This window comes from Actinoallomurus sp. CA-150999 (assembly GCF_050942425.1).
Classification (GTDB): Bacteria; Actinomycetota; Actinomycetes; order Streptosporangiales; family Streptosporangiaceae; genus Actinoallomurus.
In genome coordinates, this window is record NZ_CP192063.1 from 9,355,893 (window position 1) to 9,377,777 (window position 21,885).

10 protein-coding genes are annotated in these 21,885 nt (G+C 74.0%); 2 read left to right on the plus strand and 8 right to left on the minus strand.

Going from position 1 to position 21,885, the window contains the following annotated elements; all coding sequences use genetic code 11:
• Window positions 1-132: 132 nt before the first annotated feature.
• The 7 genes from ACQP2O_RS43015 to ACQP2O_RS43045 all read right to left on the minus strand — a co-directional run bounded on the left by ACQP2O_RS43015 (window position 133) and on the right by ACQP2O_RS43045 (window position 13,016).
• Window positions 133-2,703, minus strand: a complete 2,571-nt coding sequence (locus ACQP2O_RS43015; RefSeq protein ID WP_433174985.1) for a hypothetical protein — start codon at window positions 2,701-2,703, stop codon at window positions 133-135.
• Window positions 2,700-3,845: a VWA domain-containing protein gene (locus tag ACQP2O_RS43020; RefSeq protein ID WP_433174986.1), complete on the minus strand. Its 1,146-nt coding sequence runs from the start codon at window positions 3,843-3,845 to the stop codon at window positions 2,700-2,702. Before ACQP2O_RS43020 ends, ACQP2O_RS43015 begins: the two co-directional genes overlap by 4 nt.
• Window positions 3,842-6,238: a DUF5682 family protein gene (locus ACQP2O_RS43025; protein ID WP_433174987.1), complete on the minus strand. Its 2,397-nt coding sequence runs from the start codon at window positions 6,236-6,238 to the stop codon at window positions 3,842-3,844. The genes ACQP2O_RS43020 and ACQP2O_RS43025 overlap by 4 nt, the downstream gene beginning before the upstream one ends.
• Entirely contained in the window at window positions 6,238-7,335 is a 1,098-nt protein-coding gene (locus ACQP2O_RS43030; protein ID WP_433174988.1) for an ATP-binding protein, read from the minus strand. The genes ACQP2O_RS43025 and ACQP2O_RS43030 overlap by 1 nt, the downstream gene beginning before the upstream one ends.
• The gene (locus ACQP2O_RS43035) at window positions 7,332-10,661 is read right to left on the minus strand and encodes a DUF4132 domain-containing protein (protein WP_433174989.1); all 3,330 of its coding nucleotides are present in this window, start codon (window positions 10,659-10,661) and stop codon (window positions 7,332-7,334) included. Before ACQP2O_RS43035 ends, ACQP2O_RS43030 begins: the two co-directional genes overlap by 4 nt.
• A gap of 107 nt (window positions 10,662-10,768) precedes the next feature.
• On the minus strand, window positions 10,769-12,232 hold the full coding sequence (locus ACQP2O_RS43040) for an FGGY-family carbohydrate kinase (RefSeq protein ID WP_433174991.1): 1,464 nt from the start codon (window positions 12,230-12,232) through the stop codon (window positions 10,769-10,771).
• A gap of 46 nt (window positions 12,233-12,278) precedes the next feature.
• Complete coding sequence (locus ACQP2O_RS43045; protein ID WP_433174992.1) at window positions 12,279-13,016, minus strand: HAD family hydrolase; 738 nt, start codon at window positions 13,014-13,016, stop codon at window positions 12,279-12,281.
• Between the two features lie 218 nt (window positions 13,017-13,234).
• Between ACQP2O_RS43045 and ACQP2O_RS43050 the strand changes: the two genes are divergently transcribed.
• Window positions 13,235-20,035 (plus strand): tetratricopeptide repeat protein, encoded by a 6,801-nt coding sequence (locus tag ACQP2O_RS43050; RefSeq protein ID WP_433174994.1) that lies wholly within the window; start codon window positions 13,235-13,237, stop codon window positions 20,033-20,035.
• A gap of 153 nt (window positions 20,036-20,188) precedes the next feature.
• Here the strand turns inward: ACQP2O_RS43050 and ACQP2O_RS43055 are convergent, their stop codons facing one another.
• Entirely contained in the window at window positions 20,189-21,130 is a 942-nt protein-coding gene (locus ACQP2O_RS43055; protein WP_433174995.1) for an SDR family NAD(P)-dependent oxidoreductase, read from the minus strand.
• 148 nt (window positions 21,131-21,278) lie between these two features.
• Here ACQP2O_RS43055 and ACQP2O_RS43060 point away from each other — a divergent pair, with 148 nt between their 5' ends.
• Window positions 21,279-21,857: a TetR/AcrR family transcriptional regulator gene (locus tag ACQP2O_RS43060; RefSeq protein ID WP_433174996.1), complete on the plus strand. Its 579-nt coding sequence runs from the start codon at window positions 21,279-21,281 to the stop codon at window positions 21,855-21,857.
• Window positions 21,858-21,885: the final 28 nt, after the last annotated feature.

Genomic DNA, 21,885 nt, shown 5'->3' on the forward strand with positions numbered 1-21,885 from the left:
GGTCATCCAATCCATGTCATCGCAGCTCGACAAGAGTCGCGAGGCCGATCCAGGCGCCGGTCATCCAATCCGAGTCATCGCAGCTCGACAAGAGTCGCGAGGCCGATCCAGGCGCCGGTCATCCAATCCGAGTCATCGCAGCTCGACAAGAGTCGCGAGGCGGATCCAGGCGTCGATCCACGCGCTGGTCATCCGGTCCGCGTCCTCGCTCCGCAGCGCCGTTCCGAGCCCCGCGACCAGGTCGGCCGCAGTTCGCAGGCCGACGCGGCGCAGCCCGTGCGCGGCCTTCTCGACGCGGGTACGAACGCCGTCCGTGGCATGGCGGAGCCCGCGGTGCGCCGCCTCGGCGCAGGCGGCGACGGCGTCGCCCAGTGCCGCGCCCAGTGGATCCGCCTGCCGCCCGGCGTACGGGTCGAGCGCCGCACCGCCCGCGCCCGGCGCCAGGTCCGGCACGATCACGGCACCGCCCGCCATGACGGCGATCGGATCGAGGACGAGGGCGCCTCCGGTACGGCGGACGGCCCCACTGATCAGGAGCGGGCCGGTCGCTTGCTCTGTCAGTACCTCGGCCAGGCTGTCGAGCGCCCCCGGACGGTACGGGCTGTAGACGGCGGACACGACGGCCGTCGTGCCGTTCGCATCGGCGATCACCGCCTCCAGTCGCTGACCGCCGGGGTCGTAGCCGACCTCGTGGACCTCGACGGCCTCCACGACGCGGATCAGCTCGGCCTCGACCCGCGGCCGGATGAGGGCGGGAGGCAGCGACGCCACCTCCCGGTCGAGCGCTCGCAGGTCACGGACGAGAACGGAACCAGGTAGGTCCTTCCAGCTCACTCCCACCGGCGTGACCGTCGTGCGGGACACCCGCCCGGCCGCGAGCCGGACGACGCGGCCGGCGCTGCGGGAGGCGTTCTCGGAGACGACGTTGGCGGCGGCGAGCGAGCGCAGCGTCGAACCGAGGATCCGGCGCGAGGCCAGGTCACCGCCGGTCAGAGCCTGTCCCTCGGCGACCTCCCAACGCCGTTTCAGCACGAGGACGACGCCGCTGTGCGCCTGGGCGAGGAAGACATCGGCGGTGCGCTCGTCCTCGGTGCCGCCGACACGGCAGCCCAGCGCGGTGAGCCGGACCTGCCGCAGCGGCGTCTCGGCCGACTCGTCGGTGCCCAGTACCTGCGCGCGTGGCAGGCCGTCCGAGTGCCGGGCGGCGCGATGCCGGGCATGGACCTCGGCCAGCAGCCCGGCGAGCGTCTCCGGGGCGTACCGGGCGGCCCGGTCCTGGTAGGCCGCCAGCTGTTCCGTCAGGTCGTCCAGGGCCGAAGCGGGCCAGTGCAGGTTACGGGCGGTCAGCGCCCGGGACGCTCGGCGCAGCGCCGCGGGCTGGAGCGGCCCGGCGTGCACGGCGCCTTCAAGGAGGACCTCGTCCACGAGCCCGACCACGGCCTCCAGCCCCGAACGCGCCGGGCCGCCGCCGGCCCGGCCGCCCACGTCGACCCGCACGTCCTCCCCCCGCAGCCCGCGCTCGTCGGCCGCCCGGAACGCCCAGACCGCGAGCGTGATCACCTCTCCTCGCAGCCCGGTGGCGGCGTCGGTGTGCACGTACCCGAGTTCGCCGGGCACGAGGAACCGGACCGTGCACGTGGACAGTTCGACGGCCGCGACCGGGTCGGCGGGGGTGGGCCGACGGATCCGCGCCGAATAGCCCGCCCGGTGTGTCCGCCGGGCCGCGGTCAGCGCCCGCTGCCCGAGCGTGCGGACCAGCGCCTCATCGTCGAAGGCACCCGGTGACCACAGGGACCACGGCGGGCGGCCGACGTTCCCAGGAGGGCCGGCGGCTCCGCCGGGGTCGGCCGACCCGGCAACGCCGTGCGGGTCGACAGGTCCAGCCGCGTCGGGCAGGTTGGGCCTGTCGGCCGAGTCCGGCCGATCAGCCAAAACGGGCAGGTCGGCCGCGTCGGGCCGATGAGCCAAAGCAGGCAGGTCAGCGGGGTCGGGTGGGTCAGCCAAAGCGGGCAGGTTGGCCGGGTCGGGTCGGTCAGCCAAAGCGGGCAGGTTGGCCGGGTCGGGCCGATCGGCCAAGGTGGGACGGTCGGCCGGATCAGCCAGGGCGGGCATGTCCTGCCGGTCGACGGGGTCATGCGGATCGGGCGAGTCGGCCAGGGCCGACTCCACGCCGTCGCCCGTCGTTTCGGCCGGATGGCCCGCCGCACCCGCACCGCCGACCGGAGCGGTCGGCGAAGTGCCCTCCCCTGCCTCCGCCACCCGAGCGCCCGACGCGTCCGCCTCACCGGCCGGGAGATCCGGCGCGTTCCTCTCGCCGCCCGCGATGGTTCCCTTGCCGGGTGCGGTGCCCGCGTGTGCGGTGCCTGCCTGTGCGGCGTCCGCCTCGCCGCGTGCGGGGCTCTCGGCGTCGGCCGCTCGTCCCATTTCGGCCGCCTGCCGCTGGTACGCCAGGATCAGGCCGATCCGGTGGCGGCAGACACCGGTCGCGGCGCACGTACAGGACGCGCCCTCCAGCCCGCCGCCATCCGGGAGCGTGGCCTCGGCCCCGTCTGGGAAGCGACCGCGGACGGTGCCGTCCGGGGCGACATCCACCGCTGGCGCGTTTCCGGCGTCGAGCTCCTTGGTGGCGCGCTTCACGAGTCCCCGGTTGGCGAGTGCGGCGAGCGCGTCGGGCGTCAGCGCGAGGAGGTCGGCGCGGATCATCCGCCGATCCTCTCGGCGACGAACTCCGCCAGCCGCCCCGGGGTCATCGCTCCGACATGAGCGCCGACCGCGGCCAGGCGGCGCGCGAGACCCCGGTCGTAGGAGGGGTTCGCGTCCTCGTCTAGCGCGGCGAGGCCGAGCACCTGGGTGCCCTGTCCCACCATCTCCCGGACGGTACGGACCAGGTGGTGCTCGTCGCCTCCCTCGTAGAAGTCGGTGACGACGGCGACGATCGCCCGACGCGGGTTCTCGATCAGCCCGGCGCCGTACTCCACGGCGCGCGCGATGTCGGTGCCGCCGCCGAGCTGGACCTTGAGCAGCAGCTCGACCGGGTCCGTGACGTCGGAGGTGAGGTCGACGACGGCGGTGTCGAACGCGACGAGGTGGGTCTTGAGCCCGGGCAGGCCCCACAGGCAGGCGGCGGTCACGGCGGAATGGATCACCGAGCCGACCATCGAACCGGACTGGTCGACGAGCAGGATCAGCTGCCACTGGTCGAGATGCCGTCGCGTCCGGGACAGGAAACGGGGACGCTCGATGAGGATGCGCTTCTCCTCGGGCCGATAGTGGGCGAGGTTCGCCCGGATCGTGCCGTGGAAGTCGAAGTCGCGCGCCCGGGGCGCGCGGCTGGGCCGCCGGGACCGGGTGCCGTGGAACGCCTGGCGCACCTCCGTCGCCATCTGCCGCATCAGTTCGCGGACGACCTGTTCGACGAGACGCCGGGCCAGGGCGAGTACCTCGGGGTTCATCAGGTGCTTGGTGCGGAGGACCGCCCGCAGCAACGCCGGGTCGGGTTCGACGCGTTCGAGGACGGCGGGGTCGGTGACCACCTCGTGGATCTCGTAGCGTTCGACGGCGTCGCGTTCGAGCCGTTCGATGGTCTCCTTGGGGAACAGCCGGTGGACGTCGTCGAGCCAGTCGACGGTGGTGACCACCGACGGCCCGGACCCGCCCTGCCGATCCTCGGGCCGGACCCCACCGCGGCGTACGCCGCGGCGCTCCAGGTCCGGATCGCGGCCGTACAGCCAGTCCAGCGCGGCGTCGCGGGCAGCCGCGTCGCCGGCCGGCGCGCCGGTGTGACGCTCGGCGGGCGCGCCCAGGATGAGCCGCCAGCGCTCGAGGTCCGGGTCGGGCTCGGTCACGCCGGTTCCCTTCCTGCCATGAGACCTTCCGCGGTGAGCAGCCGGTCCACTCTGTTCTCCAGATCCATCGCCGCCGCGATCAGCAGCGGATCGGCCGGGGTCCGCAGCAGCGCCCGAGCCGAGTCGCGTACGCCCCGGCGGTCGAGGAGGCGCCGGGCGATCATTTCCCGCTCGCGCGGCGGGAAGAACTCGAAGGCCTGCCGCAGGGCGGGCAGGGCCACCAGGAAGTCGCGTTCGGGCAGCCCGCTGATCAGCTCGTCCAGCGTGCCGAGCAGACCGGGACCGCCACGTCCGGTCTGCGCCGTCTCAGGCCCGGCGGCCGACTCGGTCTCTGCCGTCAGGGCGGCCGGCCTGGGCTCTCTCCGCGCCTCAACGTCTCCCGCCGAGGCGGTGTCCTCGCCGGGCTCGTCGGCCAGCACCTCGTCACGGGCCAGGGCGAACAGGCCGGCGAGCCAGTCGCCCAGCGTCTTCGGGTCGGCGACGCCGCGTACGGCGCGGACCGGGTCGGCCGTGCCGCCGAGGCGCCAGGCGAGGCCGAAGGCGGCACCGCGCAGGTCCGGCGGCGCGTCGGTGTTCGCGCCCACCCGTCCGGCCACGCCGAGCGCGGCGTCCCGGTCGAGGCCGAGCGGGCCGCCGGCGTGCACCAGCGCGTCCCGTGTCGCGGCGAGCGCGTGGAGACGCTCCAGGTCGGCGGGGGCGGGGCCGCCGCGCACGCCTTCGACGAGCCACAGAACGCGGCCGACGCATTCACTGATGACGGTGCCGAACAGGGGGCTTCCGGCGGTGCCGAGGAGCCGGTCGTGCCGCCACAGGCCGAGGACGGTGCCCAGCACCCGGCCGAGGGCTCCGACCTCACTCGCGGCCGCGATCCCGGCGGCGAGGGTCCCGGCGATCCGCTCCGACCGATCGGCCTGGCCGCAGAGTGCGGCGTCGAACAGGACGGTGGCGAGCCGCCCGGTGTCGGCTCCCGCCTCGGCGGTCCGCTCCTCCAGCACGGCCCCCGCGGCGTCGGCGAGCGTGGCGCCGTACGCACCGGCCTCGATCAGGGCGGGGATCCGGTGCTCGCCGGGTGACAGCGTCCACCGTTCTTCGGCCGCCGGCTCGGTGTCGGCGGCCGGCCCGGATTCGCGCTCGAAGCCGGGAATGCGCAGCACCCGTATCCGGTGCAGGACGCGGCTGCGGTGCAGGTCGCGGTCGCCGGTCAGGCGGAGGACGACCGTGCCTTCGCCGTCGAGCCCGAGGCGTTCGAGTTCGGCGGTCACGTCGTGCAGGAGCGGCGGCGCGGGCGTGCCGGGATGGAGGTGTCCGACGCGGTCCCCGCTCAGCGCGGTGACCATCTCGGCCACGGCCGGATGCGCGCCCGGGGCGAGGGGACCCCGGACCGTCCACGGGAGCGGGTGTTCCAGGTCGTCGGCGACGAGCGCGGCGACCAGGCCGTCGAGCAGGTCGGTGCGTGCGGGGACGCGGTGGCCGCGCAGCCGGGCGAGCCCGTCGGTGAGCGTACGAGCGGCGATGAGGTCGGCGGTCGAGACCGGCTGCCGCCGTCGGCGGAGCCGGGTGACGACGATCTCGGTGAGCGCGGCGGCGGCGCGCTCGGGCCCGCTCTCCCACAGCCGCTGGTAGTACTCCGGCGACGGCATGCCGGACTGGTAGCCGGTGAAGGAGTCCAGCCGCTGGAAGGAGTACGGCACCAGGTAGCTGCCTCCGACCGCGCCCTCGGGCGGCCGCGGCACCTCAGGCCATTCCTCAGCGAGGTCTCCTGCGAGGGCGCGCAGCGCCGGCCGGTGGAAGCCGCCGGTGACGACCACGACCGGGCGCTCCCCCGCGTCGGCGGCGGCCGCGCGGATCCAGCGCGCCATGTAGGCCTCGCGCGCCGTGTCGTCCGGTCCGGCCGCCGACTCGCCGCGTACGAGGTCGAAGTAGGTCGCGAGGCGTTCCGCCAGGTCGTCGCCGGGCTCCACCTCGAACAGGTGGTCCCAGAGCGCGTCGGTGTTGTCGACGGCGAAGGACCGGCAGAGCCTGCGCGTCGCCTCGGCGTACCGCTCCTCGGCGTCGGCGTACCGGTTGCGCCGGTCGGCGAAGGCGGGGTGCCAGGCGGGCAGGTCGATGAACCGCACCCGCGCCCCGCGGTCCCGGCCGACGGTCAGCGCCACCCACTCCGGGGAGTAGGCGCAGAACGGCGTCCACGAGGCGTGCGTCCGCGACGCGTCCCGGTAGTGGCTGAAGATCGCGACCGGCAGGTCATGCCCGAGGAGCAGTTCGTCGATCCGGTCGCCGAAGTCGGCCGGCCCCTCCACCAGGACGTACGCCGGCCGCAGCCGTTCGATGGTCCGGGCGACCAGCCGCGCGCACGCGGGGCTGTGGTGCCGGACCCCGATGTACGTGACCGCCATCAGCCGGGCAGCAGGTGACGGGCGGCGTGCAGCGCCTTCCACTGGCGGCCCTTGCGGTGCGGCGCCTCCTGTTCGAGGTAGCGGCGCAGCCGGGCGAGGTCGTCGGGGTCGTCCTTGGCCGCGGTGCCGGCCAGGCACTCGACGATGTCGGCGGGGGTGCCCGCCTCGCCGCGCAGGAACCAGCCGCGGATGCCGACGGCGTGCGCGACGGACACCGCCTCGGCCGTGCTCATCACCGTCGAGGGCCGGTCCATGGCCCGGCCGGTCTCGGTCGTCCCCGAACGCAGCTCGCGGAAGGTCGCCACGAGCACCTCGAGCACGTCGCGGCGCGGCGGCGCGCCCGCCCCCGACTGCTCCAGCAGGCGAGTGGCCTCCGCCTCCACGAGGTCGAGCTCCGTGGCGAAGTCCGCGATCGGGAAGACCGTCTCGAAGTTGAACCGGCGCTTGAGCGCGGCGCTCATCTCGTTCACGCCGCGGTCGCGGGTGTTGGCGGTGGCGATGATGTTGAACCCCTCGCGGGCGAACACCATGGCGTCCGGACCGGCCAGCTCGGGAACGCCGAGGACCCGGTCGGACAGCGGGGACAGCAGGGAGTCCTGCACCTCCAGCGGGCAACGGGTGATCTCTTCGAAGCGCACGACCTTGCCCTCGGCCATGCCGCGCAGCAGCGGCGCGGGCACCAGCGACCGGGTGGACGGCCCCTCGGACACCAGCAGCGCGTAGTTCCAGGAGTACTTGATCTGGTCCTCGGTGGTGGCCGCGCCGCCCTGGATCGTCAGCGTGGAGTCGCCGCTCACGGCCGCGGCGACCAGCTCGGACAGCAGCGACTTGGCGGTGCCTGGCTCGCCGACCAGCATGAGGCCCCGGCTCGTGGCGAGGGCGACGAGGGCACGGTCGATCAGCGACGGGTCGCCGACGAACTTGCGCCGGATGCCTCGATCGTCATCGCCGACGATGAACCGGCGGGCCGCCTCCAGGCTGAGCACCCAGCCCGGCGGGCGCGGCGCGGTGTCGGTCTCCCGCAGGCGTTCGAGCTCGTCGGCGAACCGGACCTCGGCCGGCGGCCGTTGCAGCGTCTCTTCGGTGTTCGCGCTCATCGGACCGCCGCCTCGGCCAGCTCGGTGAGGTCGGCGAGCAGCTCCGAGGCGGTCATCGGGTCGAGCTCGCCGAAACGATGCGTGGTGCCGCGGGCCGGCCAGTAGTCCTGTGGCGCGTCGGCCAGCCAGACGACGTCGAGCTTCTGCTCGGGCAGCATATCGATCGCGCCGACCGCGATGCCCGGGTCCAGGTCGATCACGACGAACCGGCCGTCGGGGAGCTGTTTGGAGATCCAGCGCTCGACGCCGGCGTCCTGCGGCTGGCCGCGCCGCCAGCCGCGGCGCTCCAGCCCCAGGACCTTGCCGACGGGCACGGTGACACCCTCGAAACGCGCCAGCCGGCCCTCGGCCGCCTCGTCGTCGGTGAGCCGGTGTACGGCCCGGCCGAGCTGGGGAAACGGCTGCAGGATCTCGTAGTCGGCGAACACCTCCGCCCACGCCTCCAGGTCGTCGCCCAGGTCGAGCGGGTGGACGAGGCCGATGCGCGCGGAGTCCGGGAGGGCCGGCACGTCGTCGGAGACGTCGGCGAAGGTGCGGTCCTCGGCGATCCGGAACGTCATCGTACGGCCGTCGGCCTCCGCCGCCCACACCAGCCGGCGCGCGATGTGCCACACGAGCGGGTGAGAGACGAAGAACTCCCCGAACTCCGCCATGGACCAGCGGCGGCGCGTGACCATCGCGGCCTCCAGGCGCCTGATCTGGTCGGCCGCGACCGTGCGCACGTCCTTCTTCAGCGCGGCGAAGCGTTTGTACGCGGCGGCGGCCACGTCGGGGTCATCCTTGACGCCGGGCTTGGGGAGGCTCGCGCGGCGCTTGCCGCTCTCGTCGGTCACCAACGGTTTGAGCTGCTCGTCGAAGCCCATGACGAACCGGCGTGGCCCGTAGTCGAGGGTCATGCTGCCGTCGGCGGCCAGGCCGAAGTCGGGGACGAGCCGGTCGGCCAGCTGCTCGGGCGTCAGCTCCAGCTGCTCGGCGACCTGCTGGATCTTCTCCTGCGCACGCGTCTTCAGGCCCTTGAACTTCACCTTCTGCGCGATGCCGTGCAGGTGCATCAGCGCCACGTCCGTGCCGATGGCCGCGAGCACGTCGAGCCCGGTCACCGCCTTGCTGTGACCGCCCTCGCCGGGCCAGGCACGGATCACCGGGGTCAGGCGGCGTACGATCTCGTCGTCGCCGAGGGCACCGAGCTGGGTCAGCGCCCACCCGTCCTTGGCCGGCGCGCCGGCGGCCTGCCAGCGTTCGAACACCGCCCAGGAGAACGCGGTCAGGGACCCGGGGTCGCACAGCTCACGGACGAGGTCGAGGCCCGCGTACACCTCCCCGAGCCGGGAGATCGCGAGCATGGTGAGCAGGTGGCCGGTCGCCTCGGGGGGAAGGGCCGTCGCGCGGTCGCGCAGCAGCACCTGCGGGAGGGCCGCCGGGTCCGCCCAGCCTCCGGCCTTCGGCATCCGGGAGGGCAGCAGCTCGAGCGGGTCGGCGGCCAGCAGCACTTCGACCGCCCGGGCCGCGTCGTCGCCGTGCGCCCGCGCGGACGTCACGACCTGCTCGGCGCCGTGCCGCGAGGCGAGAAGCCGCAGCGCTCCCTCGGCGGCGCTCCGGTCCGGGCCGGCCTCGCCGAGCGCGGCGGGCACCAGGTGGGGAACCGCGCTCACCCCGTGCCGCCCGAACCAGGCGAGCGCGTGCCGGCGGGCCGTCTTGAGGCGCATCAGCCACTCGGCCGTCAGCAGTGCCGTCTCCGTGTCCAGAAACGGCAGCAGGGCCCCGCCGGCGTTGGCGGGCTCCGACCGGGCGACGTGAAGCGTGACGGGCAGGGCGTCGAGCTCGAATCGCGCGGCGACCGGCCGCATCCACTCGGCGGCCTCCCACATGTCCTTCGGCCTCCAGCCCGCCACCAGCGGCCGGACCTGTTCCTCGGGCCCGTCCACGAAGAGGCCGGCCTGGCTGTACCAGGCCTGCTCTCCCCTGCGGAACTTCGCGACCGCCTTCGCCCAGTCGGTCTCCTCAGGCGCGCGCCAGTAGGCCGCCGGCGCCTTGCCCCAGGTCTCGCGCTCGCCGGGCGCCCATTCGGCACGCCGCTCGGCCGGCGGCGTCAGACCCTCGATGACCACCGGTTTCACGGCCTTGCGCCTGCGGGTCCACGGTGGCGTGACCAGGACCGGCGGCAGTGCCTCCGCCGATGCCTCGGGGACCAGCGCGACGGCGGCGACGGTCGACTCGGCGATGGCGCGGACCTCGGCGGGCAACTCCGGCAGGGCGGCGGCCACGAGCTCGGCATTGGTCCGCACGTGGCCGCGCAGCAGTTCCCCGGCCAGGACGGCGGATCGGGACGTGCCCCGGGAGGCCGGAGCGAGCAGCCGCAGCGCCCGCACCGGAAAGCGCTTGATGGCGGTCAGCGTCGCGGGCTGGACGTACTTCTGGTCAAGGCGGTCCAGCATGGCCTGGAACGCCTCATCAGAGGGGAGCAGCGCGAGCGCGTCGAGCAGCATCTTGCGGACGTCGCCGCTCGTGTGGTCCTCGTCCAGCATCTCGGCCAGCAGTGGCGTCGCCGCCGCGCCCACGCCTTCGAGCAGCGTGGCGACGACGCCGACCGAGCGCTCCTGCCAGCCGAGCGTCAGCCGTCCGCCGAGCAGGTCGAGCTGGTGCGCGGAGCCCAGGGCGCACAGCAGCATCCACTGGTTGTGGAACAGCGACCATTCGGCGGTGCTCGGCGGGTTGGCGCAGCAGTCGTCCACCCAGTCCTGGCGCGTCGGCACGAGGTAGGCGACGGCCACCCGCTGCGCCGCGGTCCGGCGGCAGTGCGCGAGACGCTCGACGGCCTCCGCGTACTCGTCGTCGGAGGCGGTCGCCAGGCAGGCCCGGAACCGGCTCGCCGCCATCGCCCACCAGGCGTGGGAGCGGTCACCGGGCACGGCGTACCGCACGCACCGCCATTCGTCCCGGCTGGCGAACTCGGCGCGGAGGGTGCTCAGCTCGGCGAGCGCGCACGCGGCGAACACGATGCCGTGCTCGGCGATCCAGGTGTCGGCGAACGGCAAGGGCTTCGCGTGCCGGATCGCCGCCAGGGCCGTCGCGACCACGGCCGCGCCCTTGGGGGTCGCGGAACCGCGCAGGTGGGCGAGCCCCAGGTCGGCCGCCTCAGGGTCGGTCCTCTTGTCGAGGAGCACCTTCTCGATCTGGGACCTCAGCTCCCGCGTCAGCCCTTCGCCCGCCTCGGGAGCCGCCGGCGGCCGCCCGCTCAGACCGCCGCGTCGTGGGTGCAGCTGCCGGCGCCAGGCGACCGGGATGACGAGGCCCTGCTCGTCGGGCAGGTCGGGGGAAGTCTCCATGTCGCGAAACCGTAGGGCAAACCAGCGACAATCCGCTGTCCAAGCGGCGGATCGTCGGTGGCATCGCAGCAGCCGCCGACGGCTCGAATCGGCTCCGGCGTCCCGGGTCACTCAGGCCCGCGGGCCAGGGTGTGGGCGATGTCGCGGGTCGCCGGATAGAGGCTCCGGTACAGCGTGTACAGCTCGTCGTAGCGGGCCTGGACCTCGGGATCCGGCCTGACACGCTCGCGGATCGGGTTCCACACGTCGATCGACGGATCGGCCACCGTGCTCGCCGCGAGGAACGCCGCGCCGTAGCACGCTCCGATCGTGACGGCCCGGATCTCCTGCTCCAGCCCGGTGACGTCCGAGACCACGCGCGTCCACACGCCGCCGCGCGTGCCGCCGCCGACCGCGACGATCCGGCGGACGTCGCCGCCCGCCGCGCGCATCACCTCGACGTTGTGGCGCACGCCGAACGCGGTCGCCTCCAGAGCGGCGCGGTACAGGTCGCCCCGCGTGTGCTCGACGGTCAGTCCCGCGATCACGCCGCGCGCGTGCGGGTCGGCGATCGGGGTCCGTTCGCCGGCGAAGTACGGCAGCATGAGCAGGCCGCGCGCACCGGGACCGGACGTCTCGGCCTCGGCCAGCAGGGTGGCGTGGTCCGGGGAGCCGAACAGCTCCCGCAGCCACTCGGTGATCATCCCGGAGGTCGCCATCCCGCCGGCGAGGTTGCGGGTGCCCGGCAGCGCGCCGACGGTGCTCCACAGTTCGGGGACGAGCAGCCGGTCGGGCACGGTGTTGATGAGGAACATCGTGCTGCCGTACATCAGCATGAGGTCGCCGACGCCCTGCGCGCCCACGCTGAGGGCCTCGGACCACGCGTCGATCGTGCCGGTGATCACCGGAATCCCGGCCGGCAGGCCGGTCGCGGCCGCCGCGTCGGCGGTGACCTGCCCCGCGACGTCGCCGGGCCAGCGCAGCGGGGGCAGGTCGATCCCGGGCGCGACGCGCTCGGCCCACGGTCGGTACCACTCCTGCGCGACGGAGTCGTACAGCGGCACGGCCTGGCTCGCGGAGTGGTGGTCGAGGACGTACGCGCCGGTGAGCCGGTTCGCCAGATAGGACGCGGGCAGGTACAGCCGCCGCGCCCGCGCCGCGACCTCCGGCTCGTGCTCGGCGACCCAGGCGATCTTCGGGCCGACGGCCTGCGTGGACAGCAGGGAGCCGCAGCGTCGCAGGACGTCCTCGCGGCCCAGCTCGGCGTCGAGGCGGGCGATCTGCGCGGTGGCGCGGGTGTCGACGCCGTACAGGATCGCCGGGCGCAGCGGCGTGTCCGCCTCGTCGGCCAGGAGCACGCACGGTCCCATGCCGCTGACGCCGACGGCCGTGACCGGGTCGCCGGCGCCGGCCAGCTCGCGGGCGATGGAGACGAACTCCTCCCACCAGATCCGGGCGTCCATCTCGACGTGCCCCGGGCCGGGACGCTCCACCGCGTGCGGGCGCACGGCGGTGGCGAGCACCGTCCCGTCCTCCCCGACCAGCACGCCCTTGGTCCCGGACGTGCCCACGTCGACACCCAGATACGTCATGCCCGTCCTCCGGTGTGGTCCCGGCGCCGGCAAGCCTCGGCGATCACTATTGGTCCACCAGCGCCGGCAGCTCGCGCAGTGAGGCGATCTCATGCCCGGGGGACGGGTCGTCGGCACCACGCGCCACGCCGGCCCGGTTGAGCCAGACGCCGGCGCCCAGCCGCGCGTTCCGGGCGCCGCCGACGTCGGTGGTGAGGTTGTCGCCGACATGCCACACGGAGCGCGGTTCGACGCCCAACCGGCGGACCGCGAGGTCGAAGATCGCCTTATCGGGCTTGGCGACGCCGACCTCGGCGGATACGACGATCAGGTCGAAGTGGCGGTCGAGGCCCGTCGCCGCCAGCTTGTCCCGCTGGGCGTCGACCGGGCCGTTCGTGACGACGGCCAGCGTGTCGACGCGCTCGCGCAGGGCGGCGAGAACCTCCGTCACGTCGTCGAACAGCCGGTAACTGCGGTTCCGATCGCGCACGTAGAGGTCGAGCGCGCGTCCGGCCAGAGCGTCGCTCTCATGTCCGCACTCGGCGAGCGCCCGCTGCCAGATCTCCCGCCAGATGGAGCGAGCGTCCGGGGCTCCGCTGGGCGAACGCGCGATGGTCGCCTCCGTCGCCCGCAGATGGGCGGCGTAGGCGTGGGTGTAAGCGTCGAACAGACGGTCGGGGAGAAGCTCCGGAACGTCCGTCTCCAGCGCGGCGCAGACCCGGCGCACCGTCGCCGTCCAGGCCGCGCGGTCGTAGTCGACGAGCGTGTCGTCGAGATCGAAGAAGACCGCCCGTACCGACCGCATGCCGGCATCCTATCGACGGCGACGCTCGAAGACCGGATCCGTCGGATGGCAACAGGCCGTCAGGGCACGCCGGTCCGGCGGCGGCCCCGGCTCACTCCTCCATACGGCGCGCGACCACGTGAACCATGGGAAAGCCCCGAAATTCCGTTCATGATCGTGTACTTTCCGTAACCAGGGACGAAAAGATCATCACCGGGGTTTCGAAACAGGGGTCAGGCATGTCTTCGTCGGCCGACGGCTTCCAGATGGCGATCGACAAATGGCGGGAAGGCGATCTGAACGGCGCCGCGGCGCTGCTACGGGAGATCGTGGTCTCGGGCGACGACGCCGTCGTCCCTGAGGCATCGCACGCTCTTGGGAATCTCCTGCGAGAACGCGGTGATCTGGACGGCGCACGGGCCGCCCACCGGTCGGTGATCGCCACCGGACATCCGGTGTTCGCGCAGCGCTCGGCGATCGTCCTCGGCATGACCCTGACGGACGAGGAGCAGTGGGCGCTCGCCTACCGGCCGCTGCGGATCGCCTCCTCCGGCGCCGACGCCGAGATCGCGGTGATGGCCGACGTCCTCTTGGTCCGTGTCCTGCGCATGCTGGGCGACCTGACCGGGTCGGCGGAGACCCTGAAACGGGTCAGGGCCGGCGACGGCCCGAACGTCGCCGAGCTCACGGAGGGACTCGAGGTCACGCAGTGGCCGGAGGACGGCGGCGAGCGTGAGCGCGAGGCCTGGGCGGCGTACGAGGCGATCTCCGCTCTCCTGGACGAGGGCGAGGCCGACCACGAGATCATCGGGACCGGGCTGAACGCGATGCTGTCCCACGGCCTCCCGGAGCTGTGCTCACGGGCGTCGTTCCGGCTGTACACGATCTACGCCGACCGCGGCGAGTTCGACGAGTGCCGCCGGGTGATGGAGCACGCGATCGCGGTCGGTGATCCGGCCGAGCGCGGCATGGCCGAGAAGCTGCTCGGCGCGGCGCTGTTCGACCTCGGAGAGTACGGGGAGGCCCGGGACGCCTACCGGCGCGCCGCCGAGGACCATCGCCCGGAGGTCCGGCTCGACGCGCTCATCCAGGAGTCGAAGTTCACCCGGGAACTCGGTGACGAGGAGGGGGCCCGGGCCATCCTGTGGCGCGTGGTCGAGTCCGGCCATCCGCGGTTCGCCGTGGAGGCGCGGGCCTGCCTCGGACAGGTGTACGCCGAGGCGGGCGAGGTCGAGCAGGCCATCGCCTGCTGGCGGGTGGTCCTCGCGACCGACTCCGACTTCCACCTGGGCGCCGTCCACTTCCTCGGAACGCTGCTGCACGGACTGCCGGACGACGACCCCCTGCGAGAAGAGATCCTCGCGCTCCTGGGCCAGGCGGCCGACCTCGACGATCCGGACGTGGCCTTCCAGGCCCGGCTCATCATGACGCAGACCGAAGCGGCCGTCCGGGGGCCGGACGAGGCGCTCGAGCAGGCCGTGGACGACTGCGACGCCGCGCTCGAACGGCTGCGCGACGGCGACCCGCACGCGGCCCGTGCCCTGCTGCGGCGGGTGGTGGACGCGGAGATCACGGGCCCGTCCGAGCGTGCCGCCCGCATGCTGGCCCTGCTGGAGGTGGGGGCGGGCGACCCCGAGCAGGCCGACGAACTGCTCGAGCACGTCGCCGACGGCGCGGCCTTCACGGAGGGCTTCGCCGCCGCGGTCGACCGGCAGCTGATCGCCTCCGGTGGAGGTGCCGGCGCGGAGCATCCGGTGCTCACCGCCATCGTCGACTACCAGCGGCTCGGCCGCGAGGCGGGCGTCGCGCGCCACCAGGAGTGCGCCGGGCACGCCGATCCGGCCGTGGCCGCGCTGGGCAAGAGCATGCTGGCGCAGGTGTACGTGTCGTTCGGGGTGCCCCGCTCCCAGTGCGTCGAGCTGCTCGACGAGGCCGCCGCGGCCGGTGATCCGTTGGCGCTCTCCCACGCCTCCGTTCTCTCCTGGATCGTCCGCCCCGACGACGAGACCGACGAGGTGATCGAGCTGCTGCGCCGCGCCCGCGCTGAGGGACACGCCGCACTGGCGCCGTGGGTGTGCCAGGCGCTCGGCGTGGCTCTCGAAGGACGCGACCGGCCGGGCGACCTCGACGACGCGCTGAGCGCCTATGAGGCGGTCGCCGCTTCGGGTTACCCGGGCCTGCGGTCCGAGGCCGAGACGAAGCTGCTCCAGATCCTGGAGGGGCGGAACGACCTGGCCGGCGCGGCCAACGTGCACGAGCGGATCACGGCCCGCGGCGACCGGCTCCAGGCGCCGCGCAGTGCCTGGCTGCTCGGGTTCACCCGCGTGCGCCTGGACGACTTCGACGCCGCGCGCGCCGCCTTCGCGCGAGTCCCCGCGGACCATCCGGAGGTCGCCGAGGACGGTGAGTTCGCCCGGCGGCTGCTCGACCGCGACTTCACGGGCGCCGCCGCCGCGCTGAGCGCCGTACGCGAGCGCGGCGAGGACCACCGGGCGTTCATGACCACCCGGTTCATCCTGGAGTCCGCGCACGCCTGGCAGCGGGCCGGGGACACCGCGGCCGCCGACGCCGCCCTGTCGTTGGCGGCTTCGGGTGGTCACCCCGACGGCGTTCAGGAGGCCGCGCTCTTCCTCGGCGTGCTCCGCAACGACGCGGGTGATCGCGCGGGTGCCGCCGAAGCGTGGGCCCTCGCCGCGGCGGGCGACGACGAGCGCCGGGCGGGGCGCGCTGCCTCGTGGCTGGCCGCGGCGCGGCGCGACCTCGGCGACCTCGACGGCGCCGCCGCGGCCTACCAGCGGGCGCTCGACCTGATGGACCTCGACGACGAGGAACGCCCTGAGCTCATCGAGCGCCTGACCCGGGTGCTGGTCTCCGCCGGCCGGGTGGCCGAGGCCCGGACGCTGCAGGTGGAGGAGGCCGGCGACGGCCCCCATGTGGACCTGGTGATCGGGACGGCGCTCGACGCCCACGGTGATCTCGACGCCGCCGCCGCGCACTACGAGACGGCGATCGGCGCCGTGGACGGCGAGGTCGCCGCGACCGCGGGCGTCATGCTCGCCCGCCTGCTCGCGGGCAAGGGTGAGGCCGCGCGGGCGGCCGAGGTCGCCCGGCGCTCCATCGCCGCGTTCGAGCGGCTGACGGAGGAGGGCGTGGACGCCGAGGAGAGCATCGCGACCGTGGCGTACGAGCTCGGTGGCTACCTGACCGAGGCCGGCGACGCCGAAGGCGCGCGCGCCGCGTACGAGCGGGCCGCCGCGTCGGCCGACCCGGGCATCCGGATCCCGGCCAAGGAACGCCTCGGCACGGCGAGTCCCCGCGAACGCGCGTTGCTGCGACTGCGCGAGAACGACCGCGCGGGCGCCCTGACGCTGTTCGCCGAGGAGTACGGCACGCCGGTACTCGCCGAACTGCACGTCGCGCTGGTGGAAGGCGAGACCGCGGCCGCGCGATCGCTGGTCGAGCGCGCGGCCGGCACGGAGCATGCCGAGCGGGCGGTCGGCCTCGTCGTCACCGCCGTCCTGGACCGGCTCCGCGGCGGAACGGACGCGGCCGCCGAACTGGCGGAGCTCGTGCTGGAGTTCGGCGGCCCCGAGCAGGTGGCCATCGTGTGCGACAACCTCGGTCACGCGTACGACCTCGCCGGTGACATCGACGCCGCGGTGGACATGCTGCGGCGGGGCGCGGATGTCGACCATCCGGCCGCGCTCGCCTCCCTGCGGCGGCTGCTCGGCCTGCTGGTCCTGCGGGAGGAGCACGGTGCGGCCGAGACCGCCGCGCGGCGCGCGATGGACAGCGGCGATCCGGAGACGGTCACCATCGGTGTCTGGACGCTCGGCGACCTGGCCAAGGCCCGTGGCGACCTGAAGGAGGCCGCGGCGCGGTACCGCGTGGCGATCGAGACCGCCGAGCGGGACACCGTCCCGTACCTCCGGCTGGAGCTCGGCAAGGTGCTGCGGGAGCTCGGCGAGACGGCGGCGGCGTATCGGGCACTGGAGGAGGTGCTGTCCTGCGACGGCCCACAGCTCGTGCTGTTCGCAGGCGGCTACCTGGGGGTCTGGCTGGCCGACGAGGGACGGCTCGCGGGTGCCGCCGAAGCGCTCGGAGCCGCCGTGGCCGCCGGCACCCGGATCCCGACCGCGGATGAGGAGTATCGCGACCATCGCGACGCGGTGCTGAACAATCTGGCCTCCATCGCCCACGAGGCCAACCAGGCGGGCGACCACGCCGTGGCCGTTCGCGCGCTGCATTTGGCGGCGGTCGCGGCGCCCGAAGGCGCCCGGCGGATCGCCAAGGAGCAGGCGGCGGAGGCCGCCGAGCGCGGCGACCTGGACACCGCGCGTACCTATTACAAGGGTGCCGCCGCGTTCCCGCCGGACGGCGACCCCCGCCTGCTCGTGGAGCTCGCCGAACTACTCGCCGAGCACGACGCCTCCGCCGAGGCCCGGGCGATCCTGGAGCCGCTCGCGGCCTCCGAGGATCCGCACGTCCGTCTCGCGGCCACGATGCGGCTGGTCACGCTGCTCAATGCGGCCGGTGAGAACGACCGCGCCCTCGAGATCGCGGCACGCGCAGCCGGGCAGGAGCCGCCCGCCTCCACGGGCGAGAACACCGAGCGGGAGACCTCCCGGCCGTCCGGCGCGACCGCGCCGAACCTCGATCGCGTGGAAGAACAGGCGGTCGACCGGGAACGGGCCGGCGAGCCCGAACAGGCCGACGGACCGCAACCCGTCGACGAGCACGAACAGCCTGGCGGACCGCAACCTGCCGGCGACCCCGAACGGGCCGACGACCCACAACCGGTCGGCGACCCGCAACCCGCCGACGCCCCGCAACCGGCCGGCGGACCGCAACCGGCCGGCGGACCGCAGCAGACCGACGAGCGCGAACAGGCCGGCGGACCGCAACCCACCAGCGAGCCCGAACGGGCCGACGACCCGCAACCGGTCGGCGACCCGCAACCCGCCGACGCCCCGCAGCAGGCCGGCGGGCCGCAGCAGGCCGGTGAGTCCGAACCGGTCGGCGACGCGGAACAGGTCGGTGGGCCCGAACAGGCCGGTGACGCGACGCCGCCGGCGCACGGGGACGAAGGCCTCGAACGCCTGCGTGCCGGGCTGTTCGCGCTCGCGGAGGACTATGGCGGATCCGATGGACCGGACGGCATCGACTCGATGCGCTGGCTGATGAGCAACCGGAGCGGCACCCCGGCCGCGGGCGCCGCGGGGCGGCAGGTCATCCGCGCGGCTCGCCAGGTGATGGACACCGACCCCGCCCAGGCCCGCGCGATGCTCGAGCTGGTCGTCGAGTACGGCGATCCGGCGGAGGTGGCCACGGCCTTCGACGACATCGGGGACATCCACCGCTACTACGAGGAGGACCTCGACGCGGCCCTCGCGGCCTACCGGAAGGGCTCCGAGGTCGATCACTCCGCCGCGCTGGTCCCGCTGCGCAGCCTGATTCTGACGCTGTCCGAGGTCGAAGATCATGACGGGGTCGTGGAGACCGCCCAGCGCGCGGTGACCAGTGGCGACCCGGAGACGGTGGCGGTCGGCTACTGGCTGTGGGGCGACTCCCGGCTGGACCGCGGCGACGCCGACGCGGCGATCCGGCTGTACCGGCGGGGCATCGACGTCGGCCACGAGGACGTCACCTCGCGCATTCGCATGAGCCTGGCCCGTACGCTGCGCGACCGGGGCGAGGGCCCGCAGGCCCGCGCAGAGATGGAGCGCGCGGCGGAGTCCTCCGACCCGACGGTGCGCGCCCGGGCGGGCAGCATCCTCGGCGCCTGGGCGTTCGAGGACGGCGACCTCGGAGCCTCGGCCGAGGCCTTCGGCCGCGTGGCCGCCACCGAGATGGGGGCGGACGACGGGGACGCGCCGGCCGAGCTGATCGAGGCGGCGGTCGGCAACCTGTTCGTCGTCGCCAACAAGGCCTTCGCCGAGGAGAGGCACGCCGAGGCCGTGCGGGCGCTGACCCTGGCCGCCCGGACGGGCGACGCGAGCGAGGCGTTGGAGGTGGTGCGCCGGCGCGCCACCGAGTGCGCGGAGGCCGGGGACCGCGCGACCGCCGCCATGTACGTGTACGGCGCGGCCGATTTCGTGGCCGACCTCGGCCCCCGGCAGCGGATCGAGATGGCCGACCTGTTCGTCGCCGCCGGTGAGCCGGCGAAGGCGCGGGAGGTGTACGAGCGGTACGCCGACCACCCCGACGCCGAGGTGCGGCTGGTCGCGGCCGGCCGGCTGGTCCCGCTCCTGCGTCGGGAGGGCGACACGGACGGCCTGGAGAACGTCGCCCGGCTGATCGCCGACGACTCGGCCGAGACCGGTCTGGACGCGGAGTCGCGGGCCCTGCTCAACAGCATGCTCGGCGTGATCCAGAGCGAGCACGGAGACGACGAGGGGGCGCTGCGCACGCTCCGTGCCGCCGCTGCGGACGGTGAGCCCGTCGCCCTGTTCACGCTCGGGGACGCGCTGGTGGACGCGGGTGAGTTCGCCGAGGCCCGCGAGGTGCTGGCACGCGTACCGGAGACGGAGAGCGGGATCGGCGGCCATGCCCTCGTCCTGATCGGCCGGACGTACCGGGAGGATCCGGACCGGGCGCGGGAGTACTTCCTGCGCGCGCTCCAGGTACCCGGCGGACCGAGCGAGATGGCCTCGGTGCTGGCCAAGATGTTCCTGGGCGGGCTGGCCAAGGACGAGCGCGACTGGCCCGAGGCCCTGCGCTGGTACCAGCAGGTGATCGACTCCGGCGGCCGGACCGGGAACGTCAGCCAGGCGCCCATGGCGGCCGCGCACCTGGGCGAGCTCGCGTACTGGCTGAACGACCGCGACTCCGCGGTGCGTTTCTATGAGCTCACGCTGGCCACCGGCACGGAGAACCCCGAGTTGGTGGGCGAGGCCGCGTACCGCCTCGGCGAGATCCGGCACCGGGACGGCGACCGCGGGTCGGCGGTGCTCTCCCTCCGGCGCGCGGTCGAGTCCGGCCACGCGGGGTTCGCCGAGAAGGCGCGGGCGCTGCTGGGCGAGCTCGGCGAGGAGGTCTGACGTCGGCGTTCCTCCGGTCTCGGACGAACGCGAGGGCCGCCTTCTACTCGCGCGGGCCGAGGGCTCGCCGCGGCTGACCGAGAAGCGCGCTTCGGGTCGGGGCCACGGCCGCTGCCGCCCGGCGGCAGCCGCGGCCCTACCGAGGGAGAGCCATCAGACGAGAGTCTCGACCGAGACCTGCCAGAGCCGCTCGGCCGCCTCGGGGTCGAGGGCGTACGGCGCGAAGCCCTTGCGGGTGCCCGGCTGGTTCGGCCCGGCCTCCTGGCAGTCCTCGAAGTAGCGGCCGCCGACGCCGTCGAGCAGCGGCGACGTCGCGACCAGGACGGTGGTGGCGGCCCCCTGCTCGGGCGTCTTCCAGACGGCGCCGCCACCACCGGACTGGGCCCGCAGCCGCTCCAGGTCCTCGTCGGTGATGTACCGCTGCAGGTTGGTGCGGATCCCGCCCGGCATCAGGGCGTTGACGGTGATGCCGTCGTCGGCCCAGCGCTTCGTCGCCTCGACGGCGAACAGCACGTTGGCCGTCTTCGACTGCCCGTACGCGGCCCACGGGTCGTACGGGCGCTCCCGGAAGTGGATGTCCTCGAAGACGACGGGTGAGCGCAGGTGCGCGGAGGAGCTGACCGACACGACCCGGGCCCCGTCCGCCCCGGCGAGCGCCCCGTGCAGCCCGGTGGCCAGCGCGAAGTGGCCGAGGTGGTTGGTCGCGAACTGCAGCTCCCAGCCCTCCGGCGTGCGCGTCTCGGGCGAAGCCATCACGCCCGCGTTGTTGATCAGGATGTGCAGCGGGCCGTCCCAGGCGGCCGCGAAAGCGGCGACGGAGGCCTGGTCGGCCAGGTCCAGAGGCGCGACGAGAACCTGCTTGTTGCCGGTGGTCTCGATGATGTCCTCGGCGGTGCGCCGCCCCGCCTCTTCGTTCCGTACGGCCAGGGTCACCTCCGCGCCGACGCCGGCGAGGGCCCGGGCGGTCTCCACGCCGATGCCCGAGGCGCCACCGGTCACGATGACGCGGCGGCCGGTGAGGTCGATGCCGGCCACGACCTCGGCGGCCGTGGACTGGGCGGTAAACGGTGTGGTGATGCGGGTGCTGCTGCTCATGGCGGTCCCGTCTCCCCTTGGTGATACGCCGGTAGAATTAAAACCGGAGGATCCTCCGATAGTTGGAGGTTATGTGGAGCCTCCTCCGCTTTGCAAATCGCCCGCCGAACCCGGACAGTCGGCTGGTCACCCCGGATGAGGAGGAGCCATGCCGGACACCGGTCCCCGCCCGCTTCGCGCCGACGCCCGGCGCAACCGCGAACGCCTACTCGAGGCCGCCGTACGAGCGTTCGCCGAAGAGGGAACGGACGCCACACTCGACGCGATTGCCAAGGACGCGGGCGTCGGCATCGGCACCCTGTATCGCCACTTCCCGACGCGCGAGGCACTGGTCGAGGCGGCGTACCGGAACGAGGTCGCGCGCCTCTGCGACGCCGCACCGGACCTTCTCCGCACCGCGCCACCGGACGAGGCGATGCGCGCCTGGATGGACCGCTTCATCGACTACATGGCGGCCAAACGCCACATGAGCGACGCGCTGCACGCCATCATCGCCTCGGGCGGGAACCCGTTCTCCGAGAGCCGCGCCCGGATGATGACGGCGACCGAGACACTCCTCAAGGCCGGCGCCGCCGCCGGAACCCTGCGCCCGGACGTCGACCCGATGGCCGTTCTCACCAGCCTCATCGGAGTGTCCCTCGCCACCCGGGAGCCGGACCGGCACGACCGCGCCGGCAGCGCCCTCGACCTCCTGATGGACGGCCTCCGCTACCGCCCCACCGACTGAGCAGCGCTCGACCCAACCGGCAAGAGCA